The following is a 23,945-nucleotide window of genomic DNA, read 5'->3' as shown; positions in this document are numbered from 1 at the left end:
GCCGCATGACCGATACGCTCCGCCCCGTCGAGACCGCCGTCGCGCAGGCGCCGGACCGTCATCCCGGGAAGCTCAAGCGCTCCATCGGAGTCGTCGGCGGCACCCTCCTCACCCTCTCCTGCGTCACCCCCGCCTCCACCCTGTTCGTGGTGGTCCCCGACCTGTTCGGCTCGCTCGGCACCGCCACCGCCCTCACCATCGCCATCGGCTCGCTGCTCTGCGTCGCGGTGGCGTTCTGCTACTCGGAGCTGGGCACCCTCATCCCCAGCGCCGGCGGCGAGTACGCCATGGTCTCGACGCTGGCCGGTCGCCTCGCGGGCTGGCTGGTGTTCGTCCTGTCCCTGCTGGTCGTGATGATCGTCCCGCCGGTCATCGCCATGGGCACGGCCGACTACCTCGCCCCCCTCGCGCACCTCGACCCGTCCTGGACGGGCGCCTCGGTCATGCTCCTCGCGACCCTGGCCGGCCTGCTCGACCTGCGCGCCAACGCCTGGATCACCGGCGTGTTCCTGGTCCTGGAGGTCATCGCGGCGGCCGTGGTGGCGGTCCTGGGCTTCACCCACGCCGAGCGCGGCGCCGGCAGCCTGGCCTCGATGCAGGTGGCGGGCCCGAGCGGAGCCCCGGACACCGTCACGGCCCTCCTCGTGGTCTCCGGCCTCGCCATCGCCCTGTTCGTCACCCAGGGCTTCTCCACCGCCGTCTACCTCTCCGAGGAACTGGAGAACCCGCGTCGCTCGGTGGCCCGTACGGTCCTGGCCACCCTCGCCATCTCCACCGTGATCATCCTGGTCCCGGTCGCCGCCATCACCCTGGGCGCCCCGGACCTGGCCGCCCTGACCGGCGGGGACATCAGCACCATGGTCACCGCCTGGTCCAACTCGGCCGTCGGCACGTTCGTCAGCCTCTGCGTGGCCCTGGCGATCATCAACGCCGGCATCGTCATGGTCATCCAGAACTCCCGCGTCCTGTTCGCCTCGGCCCGCGACAAGGCCTGGCCGGAGCCGGTCAACGCCCTCTTCTCCCGCCTCGGCCGCTTCGGCTCCCCCTGGGTCTCCACCCTCGCGGTGGGCATCCCCGGCGCGGCCCTGTGCTTCGTGAACCTGGACACCCTCTACGGCGTCACCGGCGTCTCGGTGACGGGCATGTACCTGCTGGTCGCCGTCGCCGCGCTGCTGTCCCGCCGGGGACACCACAAGCACACCCCGGCCTGGCGCATGCCCCTGTGGCCGGCGGCCCCGCTCCTGCTGATCGTGGTCCTGCTCTACATCCTGATCCAGCAGGACCCGGCGTACCTCCTGTGGACCGGCGGCATCACGGCAGCGGCCACCCTGTACTGGGCCCTGTACCTGCGCCCGCGCAGGGAGACGCGGTGGCTGGTGTCCGTGCCGGAGGCGTGACGTCCAGGGGCGCGGGGAACCGCGAACAGCCACACCGCACCCGCAGACGGCCTCAGGCAGCACGCGCCGGCCTGGACGCCGTACACCACCCGCAGTACCCGGCCAACTCCGTGTACACCCCTGGGAGGCCCCCCACTTCGGCCTCCGGTCGACACCGGTTCGACAGGTTCACCCCGTACCGTTGACGCATGGATCTTCGACTGCCCGGACTCCGCGGGCTGACCCGGCGACCCCGGCGCCTCATGGCCGCCGGGGCCGCTGTCGTCGTGCTCGCCGGGGCGGGCACGTGGACGGCCGTCGCGAACGACGACGTGTCCCCGGTCCACCGCGAGGACCGGGTGCTGCCCACAGTCGACGGGACCCGCATCGACACCTCGTTCTTCACTTCCCAAGGAGCCGGCCGCCGCCCCGCCGTCCTGCTGGGGCACGGCTTCGGCGGCAGCAAGAAGGACGTCCGGCAGCAGGCCGAGGACCTCGCCCGGGACGGCTACGCGGTCCTGACCTGGTCGGCGCGCGGCTTCGGCAGGTCCACCGGGAAGATCGGCCTGAACGACCCGAAGGGCGAGGTCGCCGACGTCTCGAAGCTCCTCGACTGGCTGGCGAAGCAGCCCCAGGTCGAGCTGGACAAGCAGGGCGACCCCCGCGTCGGCATGGCCGGCGGCTCCTACGGCGGCGCGATCGCCCTGCTCACGGCGGGCCACGACCCCCGCGTCGACGCCATCGCCCCGTCGATCACCTACTGGAACCTGGCCGACGCGCTGTTCCCCGACGGCGTGTTCAAGAAGCTCTGGGCCGGCATCTTCGTCAACTCCGGCGGCGGCTGCGAGAAGTTCGAGCCCGCGCTGTGCCGCATGTACGAGCGGGTCGCCGAGTCGGGCGAGCCGGACGCCGAGGCGCGCAAGCTGCTGGAGGAGCGTTCACCGTCGGCGGTCGGCAGGAACATCAAGGTGCCGACGCTGCTGATGCAGGGCCAGTCCGACTCCCTCTTCCCGCTCGGCCAGGCCGACCGGGCCGCGAAGGCGATCCGGTCCAACGGCGCCCCCGTCGACGTCGACTGGATCGCCGGCGGCCACGACGGCGGCGACATGGAGACCGGCCGGGTCGAAGCCCGCGTGACGTCCTGGTTCGACCGCTACCTGAAAGACGACAAGGGCGCCGGCACCGGCCCCGCCTTCCGCGTCACCCGCACCCTCGGCACGGGCTCCGGCGACGGCGAACCCCGCCTGACCGGAGTGACGTCGGACCGCTACCCCGGCCTGGAGAGCAAGCAGCGCTCCATCGCCCTGGCCGGCCGCGAGCAGAGCTTCGACAACCCGCCCGGCGCCAGCCCGCCCGGCGTCTCCGCCCTGCCCGGCCTCGGCGGCGCCGGCGGCCTCAGCCAGCTCTCCACGCTGGGCATCGGCGTCTCCCTCGACTTCCCCGGCCAGTTCGCCGCGTTCGAGTCGGCGCCCTTCCGGGACGACGTGCAGATCACCGGCTCCCCGACGGCGACCGTCCATGTGAAGTCCACCAGCGACGACGCCGTGCTCTTCGCCAAGGTCTACGACGTCGGCCCCGGCCGCACCCAGCCGGTGCTGCCCTCCCAGCTGGTGACACCCGTCAGGGTCGAAGGCGCCAAGGCGGGCAAGGACGTCACCATCACGCTCCCGGCGATCGACCACGAGGTCGACGACGGCCACCGGCTGCGCCTGGTCCTCGCCTCCACGGACCTGGGCTACGCCTCCCCGACGGCCCCGGCGACGTACACCGTCTCCCTCAAGGGCGACCTGAAGGTCCCCTCCGCGCTCGGACAGCGCGACACCGGGGCCGCACTGCCCGCCTGGGTGTGGTGGCTGCCGCTCGCCGGCTCCGCCATCGCGCTGGCGCTGATCATCACGGGACGCCGCCGCACGGCCGCCCCCGCCCCGCCGGACCCCGAACTCGCCGACGTCCCCCTCCAGATCACCGACCTGACCAAGCGCTACGCGAAGGCGTCCGACCGGTACGCCGTCAAGGACCTCTCCTTCCGCGTGGAGAAGGGCCAGGTTCTGGGCCTCCTCGGCCCCAACGGGGCGGGCAAGACGACCACCCTGCGCATGCTGATGGGCCTGATCAAGCCCGACGGCGGCGAGATCCGCGTCTTCGGCCACGCCATCGGCCCCGGCGCCCCGGTGCTCTCCCGGGTCGGCGCCTTCGTCGAGGGCGCGGGCTTCCTGCCGCATCTGTCCGGCCGGGAGAACCTGGAGCTGTACTGGCGCGCCACCGGCCGCCCCGCCGAGGACGCGCACCTGGAGGAGGCCCTGGAGATCGCGGGCCTGGGCGCCGCGCTCGCCCGCGCGGTGCGCACCTACTCGCAGGGCATGCGCCAGCGCCTGGCCATCGCCCAGGCCATGCTCGGACTGCCGGACCTGCTCATCCTCGACGAGCCGACCAACGGCCTCGACCCGCCCCAGATCCGCGAGATGCGCGAGGTGATGATCCGCTACGCGGCCGCGGGGCGCACGGTCATCGTCTCCAGCCACCTCCTCGCCGAGGTAGAGCAGACCTGCACGCATCTGGTGGTGATGGACCACGGACAGCTCGTCCAGGCGGGCCCGGTCGCGGACATCGTCGGCTCGGGCGACACCCTCCTCGTGGGCACGGCCACGCCCGTGGACGAGCCCGTCGTGGAGAAGGTCACCGCCCTGCCGGGCGTCGCCTCGGCCGTGCGCACCGACGAGGGCCTGCTGGTCCGGCTCGACGCCGACGGCACCCCGCAGCGTCTGGTCGCCGACCTCGTACGGCTGGACGTGGCGGTCGCGTCGGTCGGCCCGCACCGCCGCCTGGAGGACGCCTTCCTCACCCTGATCGGAGCCGAAGCATGAGCACGCTCGCCGAGCCGCCCGTCGAGGTCGCCGACGGCTACCGCGCGGGCCGCACCCTGCCCTTCCGCGTCGAGCTGGTCCGGCAGCTGAAGCGGCGCCGCACCATGGTCATGGGGGGCGTCCTGTTCGCCCTGCCGATCATCCTGCTCATCGCCTTCCAGGTCGGCGGAGACCCGGGCGGCAACAACAACCGCGTCAACCTCATGGACACGGCCACCGCGTCCGGGGTCAACTTCGCCGCGGTCAACCTCTTCTCCGCCGCCGGCTTCCTGCTCGTCATCCCCGTCGCCCTGTTCTGCGGCGACACGGTCGCCTCGGAGGCCAGCTGGTCCTCCCTGCGCTATCTGCTCGCGGCCCCCGTGCCCCGGGCCCGGCTGCTGTGGTCCAAGCTCGCCGTCGGACTGACCCTGAGCCTGGCCGCCATGGTCCTGCTCCCGATCGTGGCCCTCGCCGTCGGTACGGCCGCCTACGGCTGGGGACCGCTCGAACTGCCCACCGGCGGCACGCTGCCCACCGGCACGGCCGCCCAGCGGCTGCTGATCGTCGTCGCGTACATCATGGTGTCCCAACTGGTCACCGCCGCGCTGGCGTTCTGGCTGTCGACCCGGACGGACGCCCCGCTCGGCGCGGTCGGCGGCGCGGTCTTCCTCACCATCATCGGCAGCGTCCTCGACGAGGTGACGGCCCTCGGCGACTGGCGCCACTTCCTGCCCGCGCACTGGCAGTACGCCTGGCTCGACGCCGTCCGGCCCCGGTTGGAGTGGTCCGACATGATCCAGGGCACGTCGATCTCGGTAACGTACGCGCTCGTGCTGTTCGCCCTGGCCTTCCGCGGTTTCGCCCGCAAGGACGTCGTGTCCTAGGTCAACGGAGGATCACCCACCGGTCTCGAAGGGCCGCCTCCGTGGCCGCTTCGAGACGCTTCCGCAACGCCCCGTGCCGCACGTTCGGGCCCTCTGCGCCGTCACAGTCGCAAGAAGCCGACGCCAACGGATGCAGGGGGTACGGACGATGGAGCGGTTCCGGACACGAACAGCGCTGCTCGCGCTCACGGCGGCGAGCGGCCTGCTGCTCACCGCGTGCAGCGGGGGCGCCGACACCGGCGAGGGCGGCACGGCCGCCGACCGCCACGACTACAGCACGGGCCGGCCCGCACCCGCCGAGGAGCGGGACGCGGACGAACGGGACGACCGCCGGAAGGACCCCGGCCACCTCTCCACCTTCGCCCTCGACGTCGACACCGCCTCCTACGACTACGCCCGCCGCGCCCTCGCCGACGGCCGGCTGCCCGACCCGTCGACGGTCCGTCCCGAGGAGTTCGTCAACAGCTTCCGCCAGGACTACGAACGCCCCGACGGCGACGGCTTCTCGGTCACCGTCGACGGCGCCCGCACCGACGACGAGGACTGGTCCCTGGTCCGCGTCGGTCTCGCCACCCGCTCCGGCGGGCGCACCGGCGAACGCCCGCCCGCCGCCCTCACCTTCGTCGTCGACGTCTCGGGCTCGATGGCCGAACCGGGCCGGCTCGACCTCGCCCGGGAGTCTCTCGCCGTGATGACGGACCGGCTGCGCGACGACGACTCGGTCGCGCTCGTCACCTTCAGCGACGAAGCCGAGACCGTTCTGCCCATGACCCGGCTCGACGGCAACCGCGAGGAGATCCAGGACGCCATCTCCGACCTGGACACCCAGGACTCCACCAACCTCGGAGCCGGAGTCGAGACCGGCTACGAGACGGCCGTGGAGGGCCTGCGCGAGGGTGCGACCAACCGGGTCGTCCTCATCTCCGACGCCCTCGCCAACACCGGCGACACCGACGCGGAGTCGATCCTGGAGCGCATCTCCGGCGAACGCCGCGAGCACGGCATCACCCTCTTCGGCGTCGGCGTCGGCAGCGACTACGGCGACGCCCTGATGGAGAAGCTCGCCGACAAGGGCGACGGCCACACGGTCTACGTGTCCGACGCGGACGAGGCCCGCGAGGTGTTCTCCGAGCAGCTCCCGCGCAACGTCGACCTCACCGCCCGCGACGCCAAGGCCCAGGTCGCCTTCGACCCCGAGACGGTCGAGGAGTTCCGTCTCGTCGGCTACGACAACCGGCGCGTCGCCGACGAGGACTTCCGCGACGACCGCGTCGACGGCGGCGAGGTCGGCCCCGGCCACACCGTCACCGCCCTCTACGCCGTGCGCACCGAGCCCGGTGCCGAGGGCCACCTCGCCACCGCCACCGTCCGCTGGCTCGACCCCGACACCCGCGACCCCCACGAGGAGAGCGGCGACCTGGAGGCCGACGCCCTCGGCGACTCCGTCTGGAGCGCGAGCCGCGGCCTGAGGACCACCGCCACGGCCGCCTACTTCGCCGACGCCCTCGGCCACGACGGGCCCACCCTGCCCGACGCCCCGCGACTCGACGAACTCGCCGATCACGCCGACGACCTGGCGGACCACACCGAGAGCGAGGAGATCCGCGCGCTCGCCGAGGCGATCGACACCGCGAACCGCCTGAAGTGACCCCGGCCCATTGACCCACTCTTACTTATGAGTAAGTTGACTCCGGAGTAAGTAAGTGCGGCAGCACGTCAGCCTCATCCGCGACCGGGAGCCGTCATGGGCGTACGCAAGGATCTGCAACGGGCGAAGCAGCGCACCGACCTGGCGATCCGCACGAAGGCCGAGACCGTCAGGGACGAGCGGGGCGTCGTCCGCGAGGCCCGCGTGGCCCCCCTCGCGCCCCGCCCGACGACCGGCAGCATCGCCGACATCCCCTACACCAACGCGGCCGAGGCCCCCGGCGCCGTGGTCCTGCGCCGAGAACGGCACGGCACCTGGCAACCCGTCACGGCGGCGGCCTTCGCCCGCGAAGTCACCGCCGTGGCCAAGGGCCTCATCGCCGCCGGCCTCGAACCGGGCGGCCGCGTCGCGGTGATGTCCCGCACCCGCTACGAGTGGACGGTCCTGGACTTCGCGATCTGGTCCGCCGGCGGCCGGACCGTCCCGGTCTACGCCACCTCGTCCGCCGACCAGGTGGAGTGGATCGTCCGCGACTCGGGCGCCCGGTACGTCGTCACCGAGACCGCCGAGAACGCCGACACGGTCCTGGCCGGCACGGCCACCCACCCCGAACCCCCGCGGATCTGGCGGCTCGACGACGGCGCCCTCGACGCCCTCACCGCCCTCGGCGGGGACATCGCCGACGAGGAGGTCACCAAGCGCCGCACCGCCCTCACCCCCGACACGACCGCGACCCTGTGCTACACCTCCGGCACCACCGGCCGCCCCAAGGGCTGCGTCCTCACCCACGCCAACCTGCACGCCGAGGCCGCCAACACGGTCGAGCTCCTGCACCCCCTGTTCAAGGAGGTCACCGGCGAGACCGCCTCCACCCTGCTGTTCCTCCCGCTGGCCCACATCCTCGGCCGCACGCTCCAGATCGCCTGCCTGATGGCCCGCATCGAGATCGGCCACTGCCCGAGCATCAAGCCCGACGAACTCCGCCCGGCCCTCAGGGCGTTCCGCCCGACCTTCCTGGTCGGCGTGCCGTACCTCTTCGAGAAGATCCACGACACCGGCCGCGCCACCGCCGAGAAGCTGGGCCGGGGAGCCTCCTTCGACCGCGCCCACCGCATCGCCGTCCGCTTCGGCCAGGCCCACATGAACCGGTTCCTGGGCAGGGGCAAGGGCCCCGGCCCGGGCCTCCGCGCCGCATGGGCCCTCTACGACCTGCTGGTCTACCGCCGCATCCGCAAGGAACTCGGCGGCCGCATGCGCTACGCCATCAGCGGCGGCAGCCCTCTCGACCGCGAGCTGAACCTCTTCTTCTACGCGGCCGGCATCCTGATCTACGAGGGCTACGGCCTCACCGAGACGACCGCCGCAGCCACCATCGTCCCGCCCCTGGACCCCCGCCCCGGCACGGTCGGCCTGCCGGTCCCCGGCACCGCCGTCCGCATCGCCGACGACGGCGAGGTCCTCATCAAGGGCGGCATCGTCTTCACCGCCTACTGGAACAACCCGGCCGCGACCGGCGAGGTCCTGGACGACGGCTGGTTCGCCACCGGCGACCTCGGCTCCCTCGACGAGGACGGCTACCTCACCATCACCGGCCGCAAGAAGGACATCCTCGTCACCACCGGCGGCAAGAACGTCTCCCCGGCCGTCCTGGAGGACCGCCTGCGCAGCCGCCCGCCGGTCGGCCAGTGCCTCGTCGTCGGCGACAACCGCCCCTACGTCGCCGCCCTGATCACCCTCGACCCCGAGGCCCTCGCCCACTGGCTCGCGGTCCGCAAACTCCCCGCGGACACCCCGCTGTCCGACCTCGTCCACGACGAACGCCTGCGCGCCTACGTCCAGAAGGCCGTGGACCACGCCAACGAGGCCGTCTCACGCGCCGAGTCGATCCGCGCCTTCGCTCTCGTCGAGGGCGAGTTCACCGAGGAGAACGGGCTGCTGACCCCGTCCCTGAAGGTCAAACGCCGGGCGGCGACGACCGCGTACGCCGGGCAGATCGAGGCGCTGTACGCGGGCGGGCGCTGACACGGGCGCACGGGAAAAGGGGGGCGTGCCGCCGAGCAGTCGCTCGGCGGCCCGCCCCCCTCAGCGCCGGTGCGTCACTCGCCGTTCGCCGACAGGACGGACACGTCCTCCAGCAGGTGCGCCAGCGCACCGTCGCGCTTGGCGTTGGTGGAGTTCTCGGCACACTGCTGCTGCTGGTGGTCCGACAGGATCGGGATGTCCTGGATCGGGATACCGATGAGCGCGCCGACCCCGATGGGCAGGTCGTTCACGGCGATGCACGGCTTGTTGAACGAGCCCTGGATCAGCGCCATCTGCGGGCTCATGTTGCCGTACGTCGACGAGTTGCCGAAGCTCTGCATCGCCCCGTTGCCGTTCACGGCCGTCGGGCCGCTGTCGTCGCCGATGGCAAGCGCCTGCGGGGCCGCGGCAGCGGAGGCTCCCATGACGGAAGCGGCGATCGCCGCGGTGGCAATAACCTTCTTGATCACTGACCAGTCCTTTCTGAGGAAACCCCGTCCTCCGGAGCGTTCTGGTCAACTGCGCGGGCGGTGCATGGTTTCTCCTCATCACTCTGTCAGCCCATGCCAGGACAGTTTGTGTGTTCTTCGGTCCCGGTGATTATCAGGGCTTTGTGGCGCTGCGGGCCAACCGGGTGAACACCCGCAACCAATCATCCGGAGCCCGGTTGATGAGGCCGTAGGACATGCGTCGCTACGAGGAAAGGAACGCGAAGTGCTCAAGAAGGCAATGGTCGCCGCGGCGGCCGCCGCCTCAGTCATCGGAATGTCGGTGGCGGCAGCTCCCCAGGCTCTTGCCGTCGGGGACGACTCCGGACCGTCCGTCGCCAACGGCAACGGCGCCTCGTCGTCGTTCGGCAACTCGGCGACCAAGGGCGACATGAGCCCCCAGCTCTCGCTGGTCGACGGAACGCTCAACAAGCCCTGTCTCGCCGTTCAGGACCTCGACGTCGGTGTCGCCGCCCTCATCGGCGTGGTGGTCCAGGACATCCCCGTCCTGTCGGACCACGTCCAGCAGCAGTGCGCGGACAACTCCACGAACGCCAAGCGGGACGGTGCGCTCAACCACATCCTGGAGGACCTGTCGGTCCTGTCGGCGAACGGCGACTGAGCCGTACCGTACGCAGCCCGGGCGGCCCGCTGAATTCCTGGCGGGCCGCCCGGCCGTACTTGTCCACTTTTCGTGGGGCAATCGAGTGAATTCCCCCGCCTCTTACGTTGTTCGGTTTCTTCGGCTGTCAATTCCTCGTTTGCAGGCTGCAGGTCATGGTGGGCATGACCGCAGAGAAGGGAATGTTCATGAAGAAGAGCGCTGCTGCCTTCGCTGGCGCGATCATGGCTCTGGGCATGGCCGGCCCGGCCATTGCCGACGCCGGCGCCCAGGGTGCCGCTGTCGGTTCCCCGGGTGTCCTCTCCGGCAATGTGGTCCAGATTCCCGTGCACATCCCGATCAACGTGTGCGGCAACACCGTGGACATCATCGCCGCCCTGAACCCGGCGTTCGGCAACGAGTGCGAGAACGACTGACGCGGAACGCGCGCGCAGCATCGGCTGCGAGCTGGCCGGCCCTGGAACACCAGCGTTCGTTCCGGGGTCGGCTTTTCCCACATCTACCAGTAGGAAGACAACGAGATTGCGACAGACCCTGAGCAGGGGAATGGTCGCGGCAGCGGCTGCGACGGGCATCCTGTCCCTGTGCGGCGGCGCCGCCCTCGCCGACTCGTCGGCCGACGGAGTCACCAAAGGCTCGCCGGGCGCCGCGTCCGGCAACACCGTCCAGGCCCCGATCGACGTACCGCTCAACGCCTGCGGCAACACCGTCGATGTGATCGCCGGACTCAACCCGGCCTTCGGCAACTCCTGCGCCAACCGGGCGGACACGCACGGTGGTCACGGTGACGGCCGGCACGGAGGTGACCGGCACGACTCCTCCGGCGGCTTTGGACACGGCGACGGCGACCACGCGTCGCACGGAGGCGGTGAGGACTGGTCCCACGGACACGGCGCGGGCCGGCCCGACGGCGACGACGAGGACAGGTCCCGCGGTGACGACGGGAACGCGTCCCACGGCGACGACGGTTACGGCGACGACAGCGGTTACGGGGACGACGGCGGCTACGGGGACGACGGCGGCTACGGCGACACTCCTCCGACCAAGCCCCCGCACACGCCCCCGACGACACCCCCGCACACTCCTCCGACGCAACCCCCGCACACCCCTCCGCCGGGCGGTCACCAGTCGACGCCTCCGCAGACACCCCCGGGCGACCACCACACACCCCCGCCACCCCCCGGTGGTCAGGAGCAGCCGCCCAGTCTCCCCGAGACCGGCGCCGAGGCCCTGCTCGGTGCCGCGGCCACCAGTGCCGCGCTGATCGCGGGCGGCGCCGTCCTCTACCGGCGAGGCCGGGCCGCCTCCCACCGCTGACACAGCGGGTGCCGGACGCAAGCGCCCGGCACCCGTGAGGCCTGTGGGATCAGCACTGGTCCGGGAAGAAGAACCCGAGCAGCGGGATGCCCAGCAGGGTCAGTCCCAGGCTGTCGTGCTCGTTGCACTCCCGGGAGTTCGACTTGTCGTCGGCCTCGGAATAGAGGTCGGTGTCGGCGGCGGTCGCGGTGCCGCCGAGGACGGCGACACTCAGGGCCAGGCTGGAAAGCACCGTGGCGGTGCGCTTCATGTGAGTCATGGGAATAAAATAGACATTCCTTTATAAAAGACACGTACTTCTATCGGGCTGGTCGAGTGAACCGCCCCGCCACGACCGGGCGCAGACGGTCGATCACACGGCCCGCGGCGTGCCGGCTCCACAGGTGCCACATCGCCCGCCCGGGTGCCCGGTCGTCCGGGGCGTGCCAGGCCTGCTCACGGCCGTCCGGCGCGGGGCGCAGAGCGCTCAGCGGCGCGTAGTTCTCCACCACGAAAGCCCGCCCCGGCCGCGGCGCCCCTCCGGCAGCGGACGGTGCGTCAGGGCCAGGTTGCAGGGCCCGTACGACACCCAGGCCCGCCGTGCCGGTGAACAGGCGGAACTGCGCGCCGGGACGCGGGTTGAAGTCGAGCAGGTGGTAGCGGCCGGTCGTCCCGCAGCGGCGGAAGTCCAGGTCGAGGATGCCCCGTTAGCCCAGCGCCTCGGTGATCCGCTCGGCGAGCACCCGCACCTCCGGGTTGGCCGTCCAGCGGCCGACGGAGGTCAGCCCCGCCCCGCGGGGCCGGGCACGCTGCTTGCTGCCGGTGCCGCCGCCCCGCACGATCCCGGAGCGGTCGGCGTACCCGTGGAAGAACCGGTCGCGGTCCGGCCCCGGCGGCAGGAACGCCTGCAACAGCAGCCGGCTGCCCGCCTCCCCGGCGCGCGCGTACAGCTCACGCGCCTGCCGCGCGGAGCGCACCAGCACGGTGCTGCGCAGCCCGCTGTCCGCCGGCACCAGCCAGGGCCTGCTCCACTTCGCCACCGCAGGCAACCCCAGGCTCGAGACGGCCGAGGCGGCCTGGGCCGCACTGTCCGGGGCGAGCGTCCGCGGGTGCGGCACGTCCAGCGGGGCGCACACACCGGCCAGTTCCGCCTTGTCGCGACGCGCTCGGGCAGCGCCGCCGGCGTGGCGGGCAGCAGGAACGAAGGTGCCGGCTCCTCGCGCATCCGGCCCACCGCGACGGCGCCCGCGTCGTCCATGGGGATCAGCACGGCCGGACACGCGACCCGGGCGGCGACCCGGCGCAGCACCGCCGCCATCTCGTCCGGGGAGGAGCCGGGCGGCGGCGGGGCGTCCAGCGCGCGCACGAAACGGGAGCGCCGTACGGGACTTTCCGCGCAGTCGGCGACCACGTGCACCTCCACGCCCGCCCGGCCCAGCGAGCGCACGGCTCCGAGCGTTCCGTGGTGAAAGGGGTTCCGGTCGCTCCGCAGCAGAACCGCGGGGACGTGGACGTCGAGCAATGACGCGGGCATTTCCTTCGAACTGGGTCACCGGTGCGGGGGAGCGGGCCACTCGAAAGCCTCAGCGCCGGTGGCGTGAACCCTTTTCATATGACTGAGTGTCAGTAAGCGGAGACGAGCGAAAGGGGCGGCCATGGCCACACAGCAGCGGCGCGCACGGTCCCGGCGGCTGGCATGCGTCGCGGCGGCGGTCGCCGTCACGGCGGCGCTGACGTCCGGTCACACGGCCGCCGCGGGCGCGGGGACGGCACGGTCCGCCGACCCGCCCGCACCGGTACCCGCGGCCACACCCGCCGCGCCCGCCGTCCCGGCCGAGTCGCCCACACCGGCCGCCACGGCATCCGGCCAAGCTTCCGTCGCACCCTCGGCTTCCGCCGCTCCCGCCCGGCACGTCCCGGCCTTCGGGGCCTACCTCGACTACGGCCCCCGCGGCGTGGCCCGGATGGCCCAGCTCAGCACCTGGCTCGGCGGTGCCGAACTGCGCGTCGGGCACACCTACCTGCCGGGCGACCGCTGGAGCAACATCGAGGGCCTGCCCGGCTTCCTCGACGTGTGGGCGAACTGGCGGCGCGAGCGGGCCGACCGGCTGCTCGTCCTCAACGTGCCCATGATGGAGCGCAACGAGGAGGGCGTGTCGGACCGCGAGGTGCGCCGGCTGCTGCGCGAGGCGGCGTCCGGCCGGTTCGACCACCACTTCCGCAGGCTCGCCGAGCGGCTGGTCGAGCTGGGAGTGCCGGACACGGTCCTGGTGCTCGGCTGGGAGATGAACGGCATCACCTACACCCACCGCTGCGGGCCGGACCCGGAGGCCTGGAAGCAGTACTGGAACAGGATCGTCACCACCATGCGCGCGGTGCCGGGCCAGAAGTTCCGGTTCGACTTCACCCCGAGCCGCGGCCGGGACGCCGTTCCCTGGACGCAGTGCTACCCGGGGGACGACACGGTGGACATCATCGGAATGGACGCCTACGACCAGCCGCGCGGAATGTCGTTCGACGAACAGGTGAAGGAACCGTACGGGCTCCAGCAGCACGTGGATTTCGCGAAAGCCCACGGCAAGGCCATTTCCTTTCCGGAATGGGGGCTCTTCCGCAACGGTGACAACGCCGAGTACATGAAGCGCATGCTCGCCTGGATGGACGAGCACAAACCGCTGTACCAGACGCTGACGGACTACTGCCCGCACGGCGTGTGGCAGTGCGGGCACAACCCGCGCGCCTCCGAGATCTACCGGTCCTTCCTCTACGGCCGCGACGACACACCGGACCCGGCCCCCACGACCCCGGCCCAGCCTCCGGCCCCCACTCCCACTCCCACCCCGCAGCCGACCACACCCACCGCCCCGGAGCCCCCGGCGAACTGCTCGCCGCTCAAGCTCGGCGACTGGGTCGAGTACTGGATCGGCGGGAGGCTGTGCCTGCGCCTGGACTGGTGGTCGCGTACCAGGTAGCCGGGAACGGCACCTCCGGCCGCCGGCGGCGGGCCCGCTCAGGGTTCGCCGCCGCGGTCGCGTTCCCGCAGGCGCCGCAGCAGCTCCTTGCCCCGCCGCCGGGCGGCCGCGTCGCACAGCGCGGCCGTCAGCAGCGGTGCGGTGCGCCGCCGGGCCAGCAGCAGCCGCTGGTTCACCACCGCCCGCGGGCGCCAGTGGTGTTTGTACGGCTCGTTGCCGCGCAGCAGGCTCAGCGTGCCGGGCGTGCCGTCCTTGGTGTGGGTGGCGGTGGAGTCGAGCAGCATCGCCGCCACGTCCGCCTTGCGTTCGCGCAGCCGCGGATGCGCGCCGTACAGATAGCCGCCCGCGAGCCGCGGTGAGAGCAGGGTCAGGTCCACCGCCACCACCTCGTCGTCGAGACGGAACTCGGTGACCACCGCATTCCCGGAACGCACCATCGGCCCGACCGAGCGCAACAGATGCTCACGGAACCGCGCCCGCAGATGCTCCGGCGTCACCTTCCGCCCCTGCCACTGCAACCGGTGCAGCTCCAGCAGCCGCAGCAGCGCCGTCTCCACCTCCCCGGGGGAGACGACATGGCGCTGGATGCCGAGCGCGTCCAGCTTGCGCAGCTTGGCGCGCAGCCGCTGCTGGGTCTTCGACGGCAGCCGGGCGATCAGCTCGCCCATCGGTACGGCCGGCAACTCCAGGCACACCGAGTCGCTCACCCGGCTGCGGGGCCCGGACCAGCGCTCGTAGACCTGTTCGGCCGCGCCTCCCGGCCGTACCTCGCGCAGGTCGATCAGCGCGGCCCGGGCGGCGGCCGCGAGCGCGCCGGTGAGCGCGGCCAGCGCCCCCTCGCCGTGCTCGTCGTCCAGCAGCACGTCCCCGTAGTCGGAGATCGCCCCGCCGAGCGGCACCAGCACCGGGAGCGGACGCCGTACGCGCATCAGCGGCGCCGCCGCCACGAGTTCACCCTCGTACCGCACCAGCACCAGCCGCAGCCGGCCGCGCCCGCCGTACGACTGCCACCACGAGTGCAGCCAGGCGTGGCTCTGGAACGGGGTGGCGGACGCGCACCGCCGGTGCAGCCGCTGCCATTCGGCGGCCAGGCCCGCGAAGGCCCACTCGTCGGTGACCAGTTCCGCGGAGTAGGTCACAGCTGCCCGTGGCTGTCGACGGCGACGGCCGGACCGGGCACGGCGGCGGGCCGTCCGGTGCGGCCGGTGGCCCGCCGCGGCCGGACCAGCAGCGCCAGCCCGCCCAGCAGACCGCCCGCGCTCGCGCCGACCAGCCCCGTCACCTCGGCCGAGGCGGAGGACGGCTCGGTGGGCTGCACCGCCCGGGCGAACTGCTGGAGTGCGACGTGCGTGGACTGCTCGGTGTGGCCCGCGTGCCGGGTCAGCGCGCGGGCCACCGCGTTGGCCATGTCGGCGGCGAGGTCCGGGCGGGAGGAGGTGGCCGTGACCGACACCATCGGTGCGTCCGGCGAGGTCGCCGTGCGGACGCTGTCCCGCAGCGTCCGCACGGGCACGCCCGCCCACACCTGCGCGTCGCCGAGCACCGCGAGCTGGGGAGCGACCCGGCCGTAGACCTGGGCGAAACCGAGGGCGGTGGCGGTGTCGGACTTCTCCGTCGGCACGGCCACGACATAGCTGGTCGCCGTGTACGCCGGCGTCCTGACCAGGCCGTAGGTGCCGCCGAGCAGACCGCCTGCCACGGCCCCGGCCGCGAGCAGGGACCAGGGCGGCAGGACCCTGGTGAGGGCGGTGCGCTGGCGGTGCTGCCGTGCGGGGGTGTCGGTCATGAGGTGCGGGCTTCCTGGAGGGAGGGGGACAGGGGGCGGGAGAGCGCGGCGGCGTACACGTCCATGAGCCGGGCGGCGCTCCGGGTGATGCAGTAGTGGCGGGCGGCCTCCGGGGCCGTGCGCGGTGCGGGGCCCTGCCGGCGCACGTCCGTCAGAGCGCGGGCGTAGGCGTCGGGACCGCCGGTGACCCGCCGGGCGGCGGGCGCGGCGGACGGGGGCAGGTCCTCCAGGGCCGGGCAGGAGGCGTAGAGCACCGGCAGGCCGGACGCCAGGGCCTCCACGATCGCCAGGCCGAAGGCCTCCTCGGGGGACGGTGAGGCGAGCACGTCCATCGCGCAGGCCAGCGACGGCAGGTCGGGGCCGGGGGTGCCGTCCGGGACGCAGGGGCGTTCCCCGGTGAACAGCACCCGGTCGGCGACCCCGGCCGCCCGGGCGGTGCGGCGCAGCACGTCCTCCTCCGGACCGCCGCCGACCAGCAGCAGCCAGTGGTCGTCGGGGAGGTGCGCCAGCGCACGGACGAGCGTGCCGAAGCGCTTGCCGGGGGCGAGGCGGCCGACCGCGCCGATGACGTACGCGTCGTCCGGCAGGCCGAGCCGGTGGCGGGTCTCGATGCGGCGCGCCGCGTCGAAGCGGAAGCGGGCCACGTCGATGCCGTTGGGCACGACCTCGATCCGCGGCCCGGGCACGCCCCAGCGCTTCAGGCGCTCGGCGACCGTGGGGGAGACCGCGACCGTGGTCCGGCCGAGCCGCTCACCCGCCAGATACAGCGCCCGCACCCCGGCGTTCAGCGGCCGGCCCTCCATCTGCGAGTCGCCCAGGGAGTGCTCGGTGGCGACGACCGCCCGGACTCCCGCGAGGCGCGCGGCGAGCCGGCCGTAGAGGCAGGCCCGGTAGAGATGGGTGTGCACGAGCTGGTAGCCGCCCGAGCGGATGATCCGCACCAGACCGGGCAGTGCGCCCACGTCGCGGTTGCCGGCCATGCCGAGGTCGAGGACCCGCACCCCGTCGGCGGCCAGCCCCGCGGCCACCGTGCCCGCGTTCGTCAGGGTCACCACGTCGCAGTCGACGGGCAGATGCCGCAGCAGCAGCCGCAGTTGCTGCTCGGCCCCGCCCACGCCGAGGCCGGTGATGATGTGCAGGGCCTTCATCGCGGCTCCTCGACGGGCCGGCGGCGCAGCCGGTGCAGCCGGTACTTCAGGAACAGCCGCGCGGCGGTGTCGTTCTGGCCGATGTGCGCCCGGGGCAGGGCGTGCGGACCGCCGAGCGGGCCGGGGTCGATGGCGCAGGCGTACGCGTAACCGGCCTCCCGTACGGCGTCCACGGCCCGCTGGTCGACCGTGCCGTACGGGTAGCAGAAGCCGGCGGGCGCGGCGCCCGTCAGCTCCGCGAGGACGGTCCTGCTGCCCTCGGTCTCCGACGTGAGGGTGACGTCGTCCGCTTCGGTCAGGTCGACGTGCGTGAGGCCGTGCGAGCCGATCTCGATGCCCTCGGCCGCCGCCCGCCGGACGCCGTCGGCGGTCAGCAGCCGCTTGCGCGGGCCCAGCGGATCCCAGGCGTTGTCACCGCCGAGCCGGCCCGGCAGCACGAACAGGGTCGCGCCGCAGCCGTGCCGGCGCAGGACGGGCAGGGCCTCGGTGACGAAGTCGGCGTAACCGTCGTCGAAGGTCAGCCCGACCAGGTCACGGCCCCCGCCCCGGGCGCGGGCAGCGAGCAGTTCGGCCATGGACACGCCCCGCAGCCCGCGCCGCCGGAACCAGCCGAGCTGCCGGTCCAGCCGCTCGGGCGTGACCGTGATGCGGTAGGGGTCGTCCGTGGGGTCGCCGACGGAGTGGTACATCGCCACGAACAGGGCCGGACCGGGTCTGGTGCGGGTGCCGGTGTTCGGGGAGTCAACGGGAGCGGCCATGAAGGAGCCTTCGTGAGACGGAACGGAGGGAGGTCAGCGCGGTGACGCAGCCCTGGTCGCCCAGGGCCCGGCCGAGCAGGAGGAAGACGGCGGCGACGGTGAGCGCGCCGGCGGCGAGAGCGGGGACGGGAGAGCCGGGCGTGGAGAGCCGGCTCGCGGCCCAGGCACCCGCGAGGGTGGCGCCCGCCGCCGCCCCCGCCGGCCTGGCCAGTTCCGCCAGCACGCGCCGGATCCGGACGGGGATGCTGCGCGGGCCCATGCCGGCGAGCAGCAGGGCGGCCGTGACGGTGATGCCGGCGGCGTTGGCGGCGGCGATCCCCATGACGCCCCAGGGGCCCACCGCTCCCGCGCCGATCCCGGCGGTGACGGCGAGACCCACGGCCATCGCGCCGAGCGGGTACCAGGTGACGCGCCCCGCCGAGAAGTACGAGCGGATCAGGGCACCGACCAGGGTGTGCGCGAGCAGCCCGAGGGCGTACACACGCATCACCCGGACCGTCGCCGCCGTGTCCTGGCCCGTGAACGCGCCCCGCTGAAAGAGCAGTTCGACGATCTGCGGGGCGCAGGAGACCACGACGGCCGCACCGGCCAGCACCACGCACGCGGCCAGGGCCAGGTCCCGCTCCACCCGGTTGCGGGCCCGCTCGGTGTCCCCGTCGGCCAGGGCGCGTGCGACCACCGGGAAGGTGACCGTGCACAGCATCAGCGACAGGGTCATGGGGATCTGGGCGATCTTCTGCGCGTAGTTCAGGTGCGAGATGGCACCGGAGGGCAGGGTGGAACCGAGATACCGCTCGACCAGCACCTGCGACTGCCGGCACAGCGCGAACAGCAGCACGGCGGCGAGCAGGGCGACCCCCATGGGACGACCGCCGCCCGCCGCGCCGGTGGACACGCCCACCGACCGGACCCGCAGCAGGCGCCACAGCACCGGCAGTTGCGCCACGACCATCAGACAGCCGCCGATCGCCACCCCGGCCGCCGCCGCGCGCACGCCCCACCGCGCCCCCAGGACGAGGACGGCGGTGATGATGCCGGTGTTGTAGGCGACGTAGATGGCCGCCGGGGCGAGGAACCGGCGGTGTGCGCGCAGCGCCGCGCTGCAGTACCCGGCGAGGCCGAACGTCAGCACGCAGGTGGCGGTCAGCCGGGTGCAGTCCACGGCGAGCGCGGGATCGGGCAGGCCCGGGGCCAGGACGCGCACCACCTGCGGGGCGAAGACGGCGAGCAGGGCGGCGACGGCGGCGAAGGCCAGCGCCAGCCGGGGCAGCGTACCGGCGACCAGCGAGCGGACCGGGTCGCCGGGAGCACCCTGCGCCCGCCGGGCCAGGGCCATGCTGAACGCCGGGATCAGCGCGATGGCCAGCCCGTCCTCGATGAGGAGTGTGGCGGCGAACTCCGGCACGGTCCACGCCACGAGGAACGCGTCCGTCGCACTCCCGGCCCCGAACATCCGCGCCAGCGACTGGTCCCGCACGAGCCCGAGCAGCGCCCCGGCGAAGGAGAGGACAGCGGTGAGAAGAGTGGCCCGGGCCAGGAACCCACGGGTGACGGGGGCGTCCGCCGGGTGGGGCGGAGCCGATGCCTCACGGGCCGGCGGTGCTCCAGGGGTGGACGGTGCTTCACGGGGTGACAGGGCCTCAGGGGCCGACGGTGCTACACGGGCCGGTGGTGCTACACGGGCTGACGGTGCTACGCGGGTTGGCGGTGCTACGCGGGTTGGCGGTGCTACACGGGCCGATGGGGTTCCAGGGGAAGTGAGTACTTCAGGGGCCGAGGATGCTTCAGAGGCGGAGGGTGCTTCAGGGGCCGAGGATGCTTCAGAGGCGGAGGGTGCTTCAGGGGCCGACGATGCTTCAGAGGCGGATGCTGCTCCTGGGGCCGACGGTGCTTCATCGGCGGCGCGGCGGGAGGGGGCCGAGGCCTTGGGGGCGCGGCTCGCGGGCCAGGGGATGCTCGACCGCTCGACGACCGGAGGCTCCTTCGAAGTCGTGGCCCGGGGGACCGTCGTGCCCCCGCCCGTGTTCGTCTGTCCGGGTGTCACCGTCATCGCGCCGGTGCCTCCTCCGCCATGCCGCGCGCGGCCGAGCCGGACCGGCCGGGGCCGGTCGTCGCCGGGCCGGCCGTGCACGCCAGGCCCCACCACGCGACCAGCCCGAAGCACATCGCCGTCAGCACGGTCGACGGGCCGCCGATGTCGGCGTAGGCGAAGTCCGTCAGCTGCCAGACCAGCAGGCCGCAGGCGACCAGGCCGCAGTCGAGGCCCGGTGCGGAAGTCCGCCGGATCCGCCACAGCCCGCGCAGCCCGCACACCAGCAGGGCGAGCCAGCTCCCGGCGAGCGCCAGCAGCCCGATCAGCCCCTGCTCCGCCAGGATGAGCAGGTACATGTTGTGGGGGGAGAGCAGCGGCTGCTTGCGGAAGGCCGCGCCCGCGCCCTCCGTGTCGCTGCCCGCCGAGAGGGCCAGGGAGGCGTGCGAGTCGCGGTGTTCGGGGAACCCCTTCAGACCGACACCGGTCAGCGGGTGCTCGCGCCACATCCCGGTCGCCGCCGCCCACATGGTGTACCGGTCGGTCACCGACTGGTCGGGAGCGTCGGCGACCTGCGTGATGCTGCTGATCCGCTCCTGCAGCATCGCCGTACCGACCCCGAAGCCGCCGACCAGGATCACACTCGCCGCTGCCACCACGGCCCCGGCCGCGAACGCCCGGCGCACCCCGCCCAGCAGGAGCTGCACCGAACAGGTCACCGCCGTGGCGATCCACGCCCCGCGGCTGAACGACAGCGCGAGCGGCACCAGCAGCACCAGCGCACCGGCGAGGGCGACGACCCGCTGCCGCACCGGAGCGCTGCCCAGCGCCAGCCCCAGCGCGCACACCAGCCCGAGGGAGACGACCGTGGCCATCCCCATCACGTCCTGCGCCCCGAACGTGCCGACGGCCCGCACCGGCCGGCCCTGGTACGAGGCACCGGTCCCGGTCGCGTACTGGTGCACGCCGACCGCCCCCTGCCACACCGCCAGCCCCACGAACGACCAGGCCAGCAGCCGGAAGTCGCCCCGGTCCCGGACCAGCAGCAGCACGGCGGCCGGGACCAGCACGAAGACCTGGAGATAGCGGCCGAGGCCGGTGAGCCCCTCGCCCGGCGACACCGCCCCCATGGCGGCGACGGCGACGCCGAGCACCGGAAGCCCCAGCACCACGGCCGCCGTACCGGACAGCGGCCGCCGCCGCTCCCGGACGAGACGGACCGCGCAGAACAGCACGACCAGAGCGGACACGGCGTCGGCCGGTCCGGCACCGCCCTCACCGCCCGGCCCCAGCGGCAGCGCGAGCAGGAACACGACGGCCAGCAGCGCGAGGACGGGCGCGTGGGCCCCGACCCGGGTCATCCGCGCTCAGCTCCCCGTCGGACGCACGAGCGCGGCCGCCGTACGCAGCAGGATGCAGACGTCCTGCCACAGCGACCAGTCGTCGATGTAGGCGTTGTCGAACCGGGCCCGGTCCTCGATCGAGGTGTCCCCGCGCAGCCCGTGCACCTGGGCGAGGCCGGTGATGCCGGTGCGCACCCGGTGGCGGGCGGCGTAGCCCGGATAGGTCTGGCCGAACTTCGCCACGAAGTACGGGCGTTCCGGCCGCGGTCCGACCAGGCTCATGTCGCCGCGCAGGACGTTCCACAACTGGAGCAGCTCGTCCAGAGAGGTGCGGCGCAGGAAACGGCAGAACCACGGCATCTGGCGCTCGTTCGCCACGCTCCAGCGGGTCGCCGACTCGTGCGCGTCGACCGGCCGGTGGGTGCGGAACTTCAGCAGCGTGAAGGGCCGCCCGTCCCTGCCGATCCGCTCCTGCCGGAAGACGACCCCCGGCCCGTCGCTCATCCGCAGCACCACCGCGCACAGCAGCAGCAGCGGGCTGACCAGGAGGAGCAGCGCGCCCGACACCACGACGTCCAGCGCCCGCTTGGCCTTTCTGTCACACCGGTCCGTCCCGAGGTCCAGACGACGGCAGGAGAACCCGGCGAGCCGGTCACCCGTCCGGTACGCGGGCACGTCCGGGTCGACCTCCCACACCGTGCAGCCCGACTCGGCCAGGGCCCGCAGCAGCGGCCCCTGACCGGCCCGCACGGAGCGGTGCACGGCCAGTACCTCGCGCACCCCGTTCTGGATGAGCGCCCGCTGTACCTCCTCGCCCGTGGTCAGCACGGGCAGACCCCCGGTGCCGTCCGGCTCGTCGGTGACGACGCCCACCGGCCGCACCCCGTCCCGGGGGTGACGCAGCACGGCTGCGGCCACGCGCTGCGCGGTCGCGGCGGGCCCGACCACGAGCGCGGCCTGCGGCCGGTGCAGCAGCTCGGCACGCCGGCACGCGTGCACCGCACCGCGCCCGGCGCAGCTCGCCGCGCTCTGGAGCAGGAATCCCGCCAGCAGGGTCGAAGCGGAGAGCACGTGCTGCGGGGTGTAGGCCGCCACGAACGCCCCCAGGGCCAGCCAGGCCACCGCGATCCGGGCGCTCACGGCGGGCACTTCGTCCAGCACGGCCGGTACCCGCGCGGGCCGGTGCGGGCGCAGCAGCAGCGTGGCGGCCACCAGCACCGCGAGCAGCAGCGGGTGGCGCTGGGTGCCGGAGAGCGCCAGCCCGCCCAGCACGGCGGCGGTGCCGTCCGCGGCGAGCAGCGGCAGCGGGGACACGGGCCGGGCCGGGGGCCGCCGGTCGGGGAAGCGGAAGCCCGCTGCGGTGCCGCGCGGCGGCATGACCGACACGGACGGGAATCCCGGATCCCGTGGCCGACCGGTGGGAGAGGGGACGGTGCTTTCCGCGGTCACGAGGCGACAGACTCCCTGCGCTCGGTGGACACGGCGTGCGCGGCCAGGAGTTCGCGGTACACGTCCGCGACCGCCTGAGCCGTGCGGCGCACGTCGTGCGTGGACAGGACGTGCCGGCGTCCCCGGTCGCCGAGCGTGGTGCGCAGCGGCGGGTCCAGCAGCAGCTCGGCGACGGCCGCGGCCAGAGCCGCCGGGGCGAGGGCGGGGACCAGACAATGCGGCGCGAGCGCGGGCGGCAGGCTCTCGCGGGCCCCTCCGACGTCCGTCACCACCACCGGCCGCCCGCACGCCATGGCCTCCAGCGGGGCCAGGGCCATGCCTTCCCACCGCGACGGCAGGACGACCAGATCCGCGGCCTGGTACCAGGGCACGACGTCGGTGACGTCCCCCGCGAACAGCACGGAGTTGGGCGCCAGGGTCCGCAGCCGGTCGCGGTCCGGGCCGTCGCCGACCAGCACCAGCCGCGCCCCGGGCACCCGCCGCAGCACGGACTCCCACGCCGTCAGCAGGACGTCCTGCCCCTTCTGCCGGCACAGCCGACCCACGCACACCACGAGCGGCCCGCGCGCCTCGTCGTCCGGCAGCAGCTCCCCCCGTACGGCGTCCGCGTCGGCCGGGCGGAAGCGCTCGACGTCGATCCCGTTGGGCACGACGCTCCACCGCGCCCGGACCCCGGCCCGCGTCCCGAGCCGGCGCTCCGCCTCGCTCACGCACACCACCCGCGCCGCCCACCGGGCCCCCCACCGCTCCCAGCCGCGCGCCAGCGCCGCGGTGGCGCCGCCGACCGCCTCGAACGACCAGGCGTGCGGCTGGAACACCGTCGGGATCCGCCCCCGCACGGCGAGCCGCCCGGCCAGCCCGGCCTTCGCGCTGTGCGCGTGCACCAGTTCGGGCCGTACGTCCGCGACGATGCGCGCGAGCCGCCGTGTCTCGTCCGTGAGCGACGGCCCCGGCGCACGCGTCGCCGCCCAGTGCCGTACGTCCGCGCCGAGGTCCGCGAGCCGGGTCGCGAGGGGGCTGTCGGGGCAGGCGACCGTGACGTGCAGGCCCGCGGCGAGCTGTGCCCCGGCCAGGTCCGTCACGACGCGGGCGACTCCGCCGTCCACGGGTTGTGTGACGTGCAGGACCCGTGGCGGAGGGTCGGTCGGTGACAGGTGCATGCGCGGTTTTCCTCGCTCACGGATGGCGCTCGGGACGGCGGGAACGCGTCTCATTGCCGGGTGCCGACAGCGCCGAAGTGCGCGCCGGCGCACGCCGCGTCCCGCTGGGAAACGAGCCGGA

General features: G+C 73.5%; 19 protein-coding genes and 1 pseudogene. 9 read left to right on the top strand and 11 right to left on the bottom strand.

The features are described from left to right. Positions 1-5 precede the first annotated feature (5 nt). The 5 genes from ACFY9E_RS10810 (at position 6) to ACFY9E_RS10790 (ending at position 8,773) form a co-directional block, all read left to right on the top strand. Entirely contained in the window at positions 6-1,397 is a 1,392-nt protein-coding gene (locus ACFY9E_RS10810; protein ID WP_390981438.1) for an amino acid permease, read from the top strand. 188 nt (positions 1,398-1,585) lie between these two features. Beyond that, positions 1,586-4,240: a CocE/NonD family hydrolase gene (locus tag ACFY9E_RS10805; RefSeq protein WP_390981436.1), complete on the top strand. Its 2,655-nt coding sequence runs from the start codon at positions 1,586-1,588 to the stop codon at positions 4,238-4,240. Beyond that, complete coding sequence (locus tag ACFY9E_RS10800; RefSeq protein WP_390981434.1) at positions 4,237-5,103, top strand: ABC transporter permease; 867 nt, start codon at positions 4,237-4,239, stop codon at positions 5,101-5,103. Before ACFY9E_RS10805 ends, ACFY9E_RS10800 begins: the two co-directional genes overlap by 4 nt. A gap of 130 nt (positions 5,104-5,233) precedes the next feature. Beyond that, positions 5,234-6,751 (top strand): von Willebrand factor type A domain-containing protein, encoded by a 1,518-nt coding sequence (locus ACFY9E_RS10795; RefSeq protein ID WP_390981432.1) that lies wholly within the window; start codon positions 5,234-5,236, stop codon positions 6,749-6,751. Positions 6,752-6,847: 96 nt separating this feature from the next. After that, complete coding sequence (locus ACFY9E_RS10790; RefSeq protein WP_390981431.1) at positions 6,848-8,773, top strand: AMP-binding protein; 1,926 nt, start codon at positions 6,848-6,850, stop codon at positions 8,771-8,773. 74 nt (positions 8,774-8,847) lie between these two features. On the opposite strand, the gene ACFY9E_RS10785 is transcribed toward ACFY9E_RS10790, so the two are convergent. Continuing rightward, positions 8,848-9,243, bottom strand: a complete 396-nt coding sequence (locus tag ACFY9E_RS10785) for a rodlin (protein ID WP_184910933.1) — start codon at positions 9,241-9,243, stop codon at positions 8,848-8,850. A gap of 244 nt (positions 9,244-9,487) precedes the next feature. Between ACFY9E_RS10785 and ACFY9E_RS10780 the strand changes: the two genes are divergently transcribed. From ACFY9E_RS10780 to ACFY9E_RS10770, 3 genes are all read left to right on the top strand, one after another. After that, positions 9,488-9,883 (top strand): rodlin, encoded by a 396-nt coding sequence (locus tag ACFY9E_RS10780; RefSeq protein WP_381441187.1) that lies wholly within the window; start codon positions 9,488-9,490, stop codon positions 9,881-9,883. Between the two features lie 188 nt (positions 9,884-10,071). Continuing rightward, a complete protein-coding gene (locus ACFY9E_RS10775) occupies positions 10,072-10,299 on the top strand; it encodes a chaplin family protein (RefSeq protein ID WP_390982059.1) in 228 nt (75 codons plus the stop codon). Between the two features lie 106 nt (positions 10,300-10,405). Next, entirely contained in the window at positions 10,406-11,200 is a 795-nt protein-coding gene (locus tag ACFY9E_RS10770; RefSeq protein WP_390981428.1) for a chaplin family protein, read from the top strand. 49 nt (positions 11,201-11,249) lie between these two features. Here ACFY9E_RS10770 and ACFY9E_RS10765 read toward each other — a convergent pair whose 3' ends face one another. After that, positions 11,250-11,459, bottom strand: coding sequence for a hypothetical protein (locus ACFY9E_RS10765; protein ID WP_390981426.1), 210 nt, complete (start codon positions 11,457-11,459; stop codon positions 11,250-11,252). A gap of 40 nt (positions 11,460-11,499) precedes the next feature. Next, a pseudogene (locus tag ACFY9E_RS10760) lies at positions 11,500-12,713 on the bottom strand (ATP-grasp domain-containing protein). A 121-nt stretch (positions 12,714-12,834) separates the two neighbouring features. Here ACFY9E_RS10760 and ACFY9E_RS10755 point away from each other — a divergent pair. Further along, positions 12,835-14,151: a glycosyl hydrolase gene (locus ACFY9E_RS10755; protein WP_390981425.1), complete on the top strand. Its 1,317-nt coding sequence runs from the start codon at positions 12,835-12,837 to the stop codon at positions 14,149-14,151. Between the two features lie 38 nt (positions 14,152-14,189). Here the strand turns inward: ACFY9E_RS10755 and ACFY9E_RS10750 are convergent, their stop codons facing one another. The 8 genes from ACFY9E_RS10750 to ACFY9E_RS10715 all read right to left on the bottom strand — a co-directional run bounded on the left by ACFY9E_RS10750 (position 14,190) and on the right by ACFY9E_RS10715 (position 23,824). Beyond that, on the bottom strand, positions 14,190-15,290 hold the full coding sequence (locus ACFY9E_RS10750) for a GNAT family N-acetyltransferase (RefSeq protein ID WP_390981423.1): 1,101 nt from the start codon (positions 15,288-15,290) through the stop codon (positions 14,190-14,192). Then, positions 15,287-15,937 (bottom strand): lipopolysaccharide biosynthesis protein, encoded by a 651-nt coding sequence (locus ACFY9E_RS10745; protein ID WP_390981421.1) that lies wholly within the window; start codon positions 15,935-15,937, stop codon positions 15,287-15,289. The genes ACFY9E_RS10750 and ACFY9E_RS10745 overlap by 4 nt, the downstream gene beginning before the upstream one ends. Further along, complete coding sequence (locus ACFY9E_RS10740) at positions 15,934-17,085, bottom strand: glycosyltransferase (protein WP_390981419.1); 1,152 nt, start codon at positions 17,083-17,085, stop codon at positions 15,934-15,936. The genes ACFY9E_RS10745 and ACFY9E_RS10740 overlap by 4 nt, the downstream gene beginning before the upstream one ends. Next, positions 17,082-17,843: a polysaccharide deacetylase family protein gene (locus ACFY9E_RS10735; RefSeq protein WP_390981417.1), complete on the bottom strand. Its 762-nt coding sequence runs from the start codon at positions 17,841-17,843 to the stop codon at positions 17,082-17,084. Before ACFY9E_RS10735 ends, ACFY9E_RS10740 begins: the two co-directional genes overlap by 4 nt. Further along, positions 17,827-19,479 (bottom strand): lipid II flippase MurJ, encoded by a 1,653-nt coding sequence (murJ, locus tag ACFY9E_RS10730; RefSeq protein ID WP_390982056.1) that lies wholly within the window; start codon positions 19,477-19,479, stop codon positions 17,827-17,829. The genes ACFY9E_RS10735 and murJ overlap by 17 nt, the downstream gene beginning before the upstream one ends. A 410-nt stretch (positions 19,480-19,889) precedes the next feature. Beyond that, positions 19,890-21,233 (bottom strand): O-antigen ligase family protein, encoded by a 1,344-nt coding sequence (locus ACFY9E_RS10725; protein ID WP_390981415.1) that lies wholly within the window; start codon positions 21,231-21,233, stop codon positions 19,890-19,892. Positions 21,234-21,239: 6 nt separating this feature from the next. Beyond that, positions 21,240-22,664, bottom strand: a complete 1,425-nt coding sequence (locus tag ACFY9E_RS10720) for an exopolysaccharide biosynthesis polyprenyl glycosylphosphotransferase (RefSeq protein WP_390981413.1) — start codon at positions 22,662-22,664, stop codon at positions 21,240-21,242. Next, positions 22,661-23,824, bottom strand: a complete 1,164-nt coding sequence (locus ACFY9E_RS10715; RefSeq protein WP_390981411.1) for a glycosyltransferase — start codon at positions 23,822-23,824, stop codon at positions 22,661-22,663. Before ACFY9E_RS10715 ends, ACFY9E_RS10720 begins: the two co-directional genes overlap by 4 nt. Positions 23,825-23,945: the final 121 nt, after the last annotated feature.

Origin of the sequence: Streptomyces sp. NPDC012466, from assembly GCF_042955215.1 — a bacterium.
GTDB lineage: Bacteria > Actinomycetota > Actinomycetes > Streptomycetales > Streptomycetaceae > Streptomyces.
Note: the sequence above shows the minus strand (reverse complement) of the source record. Positions and strands in the feature narration are given on the sequence as shown.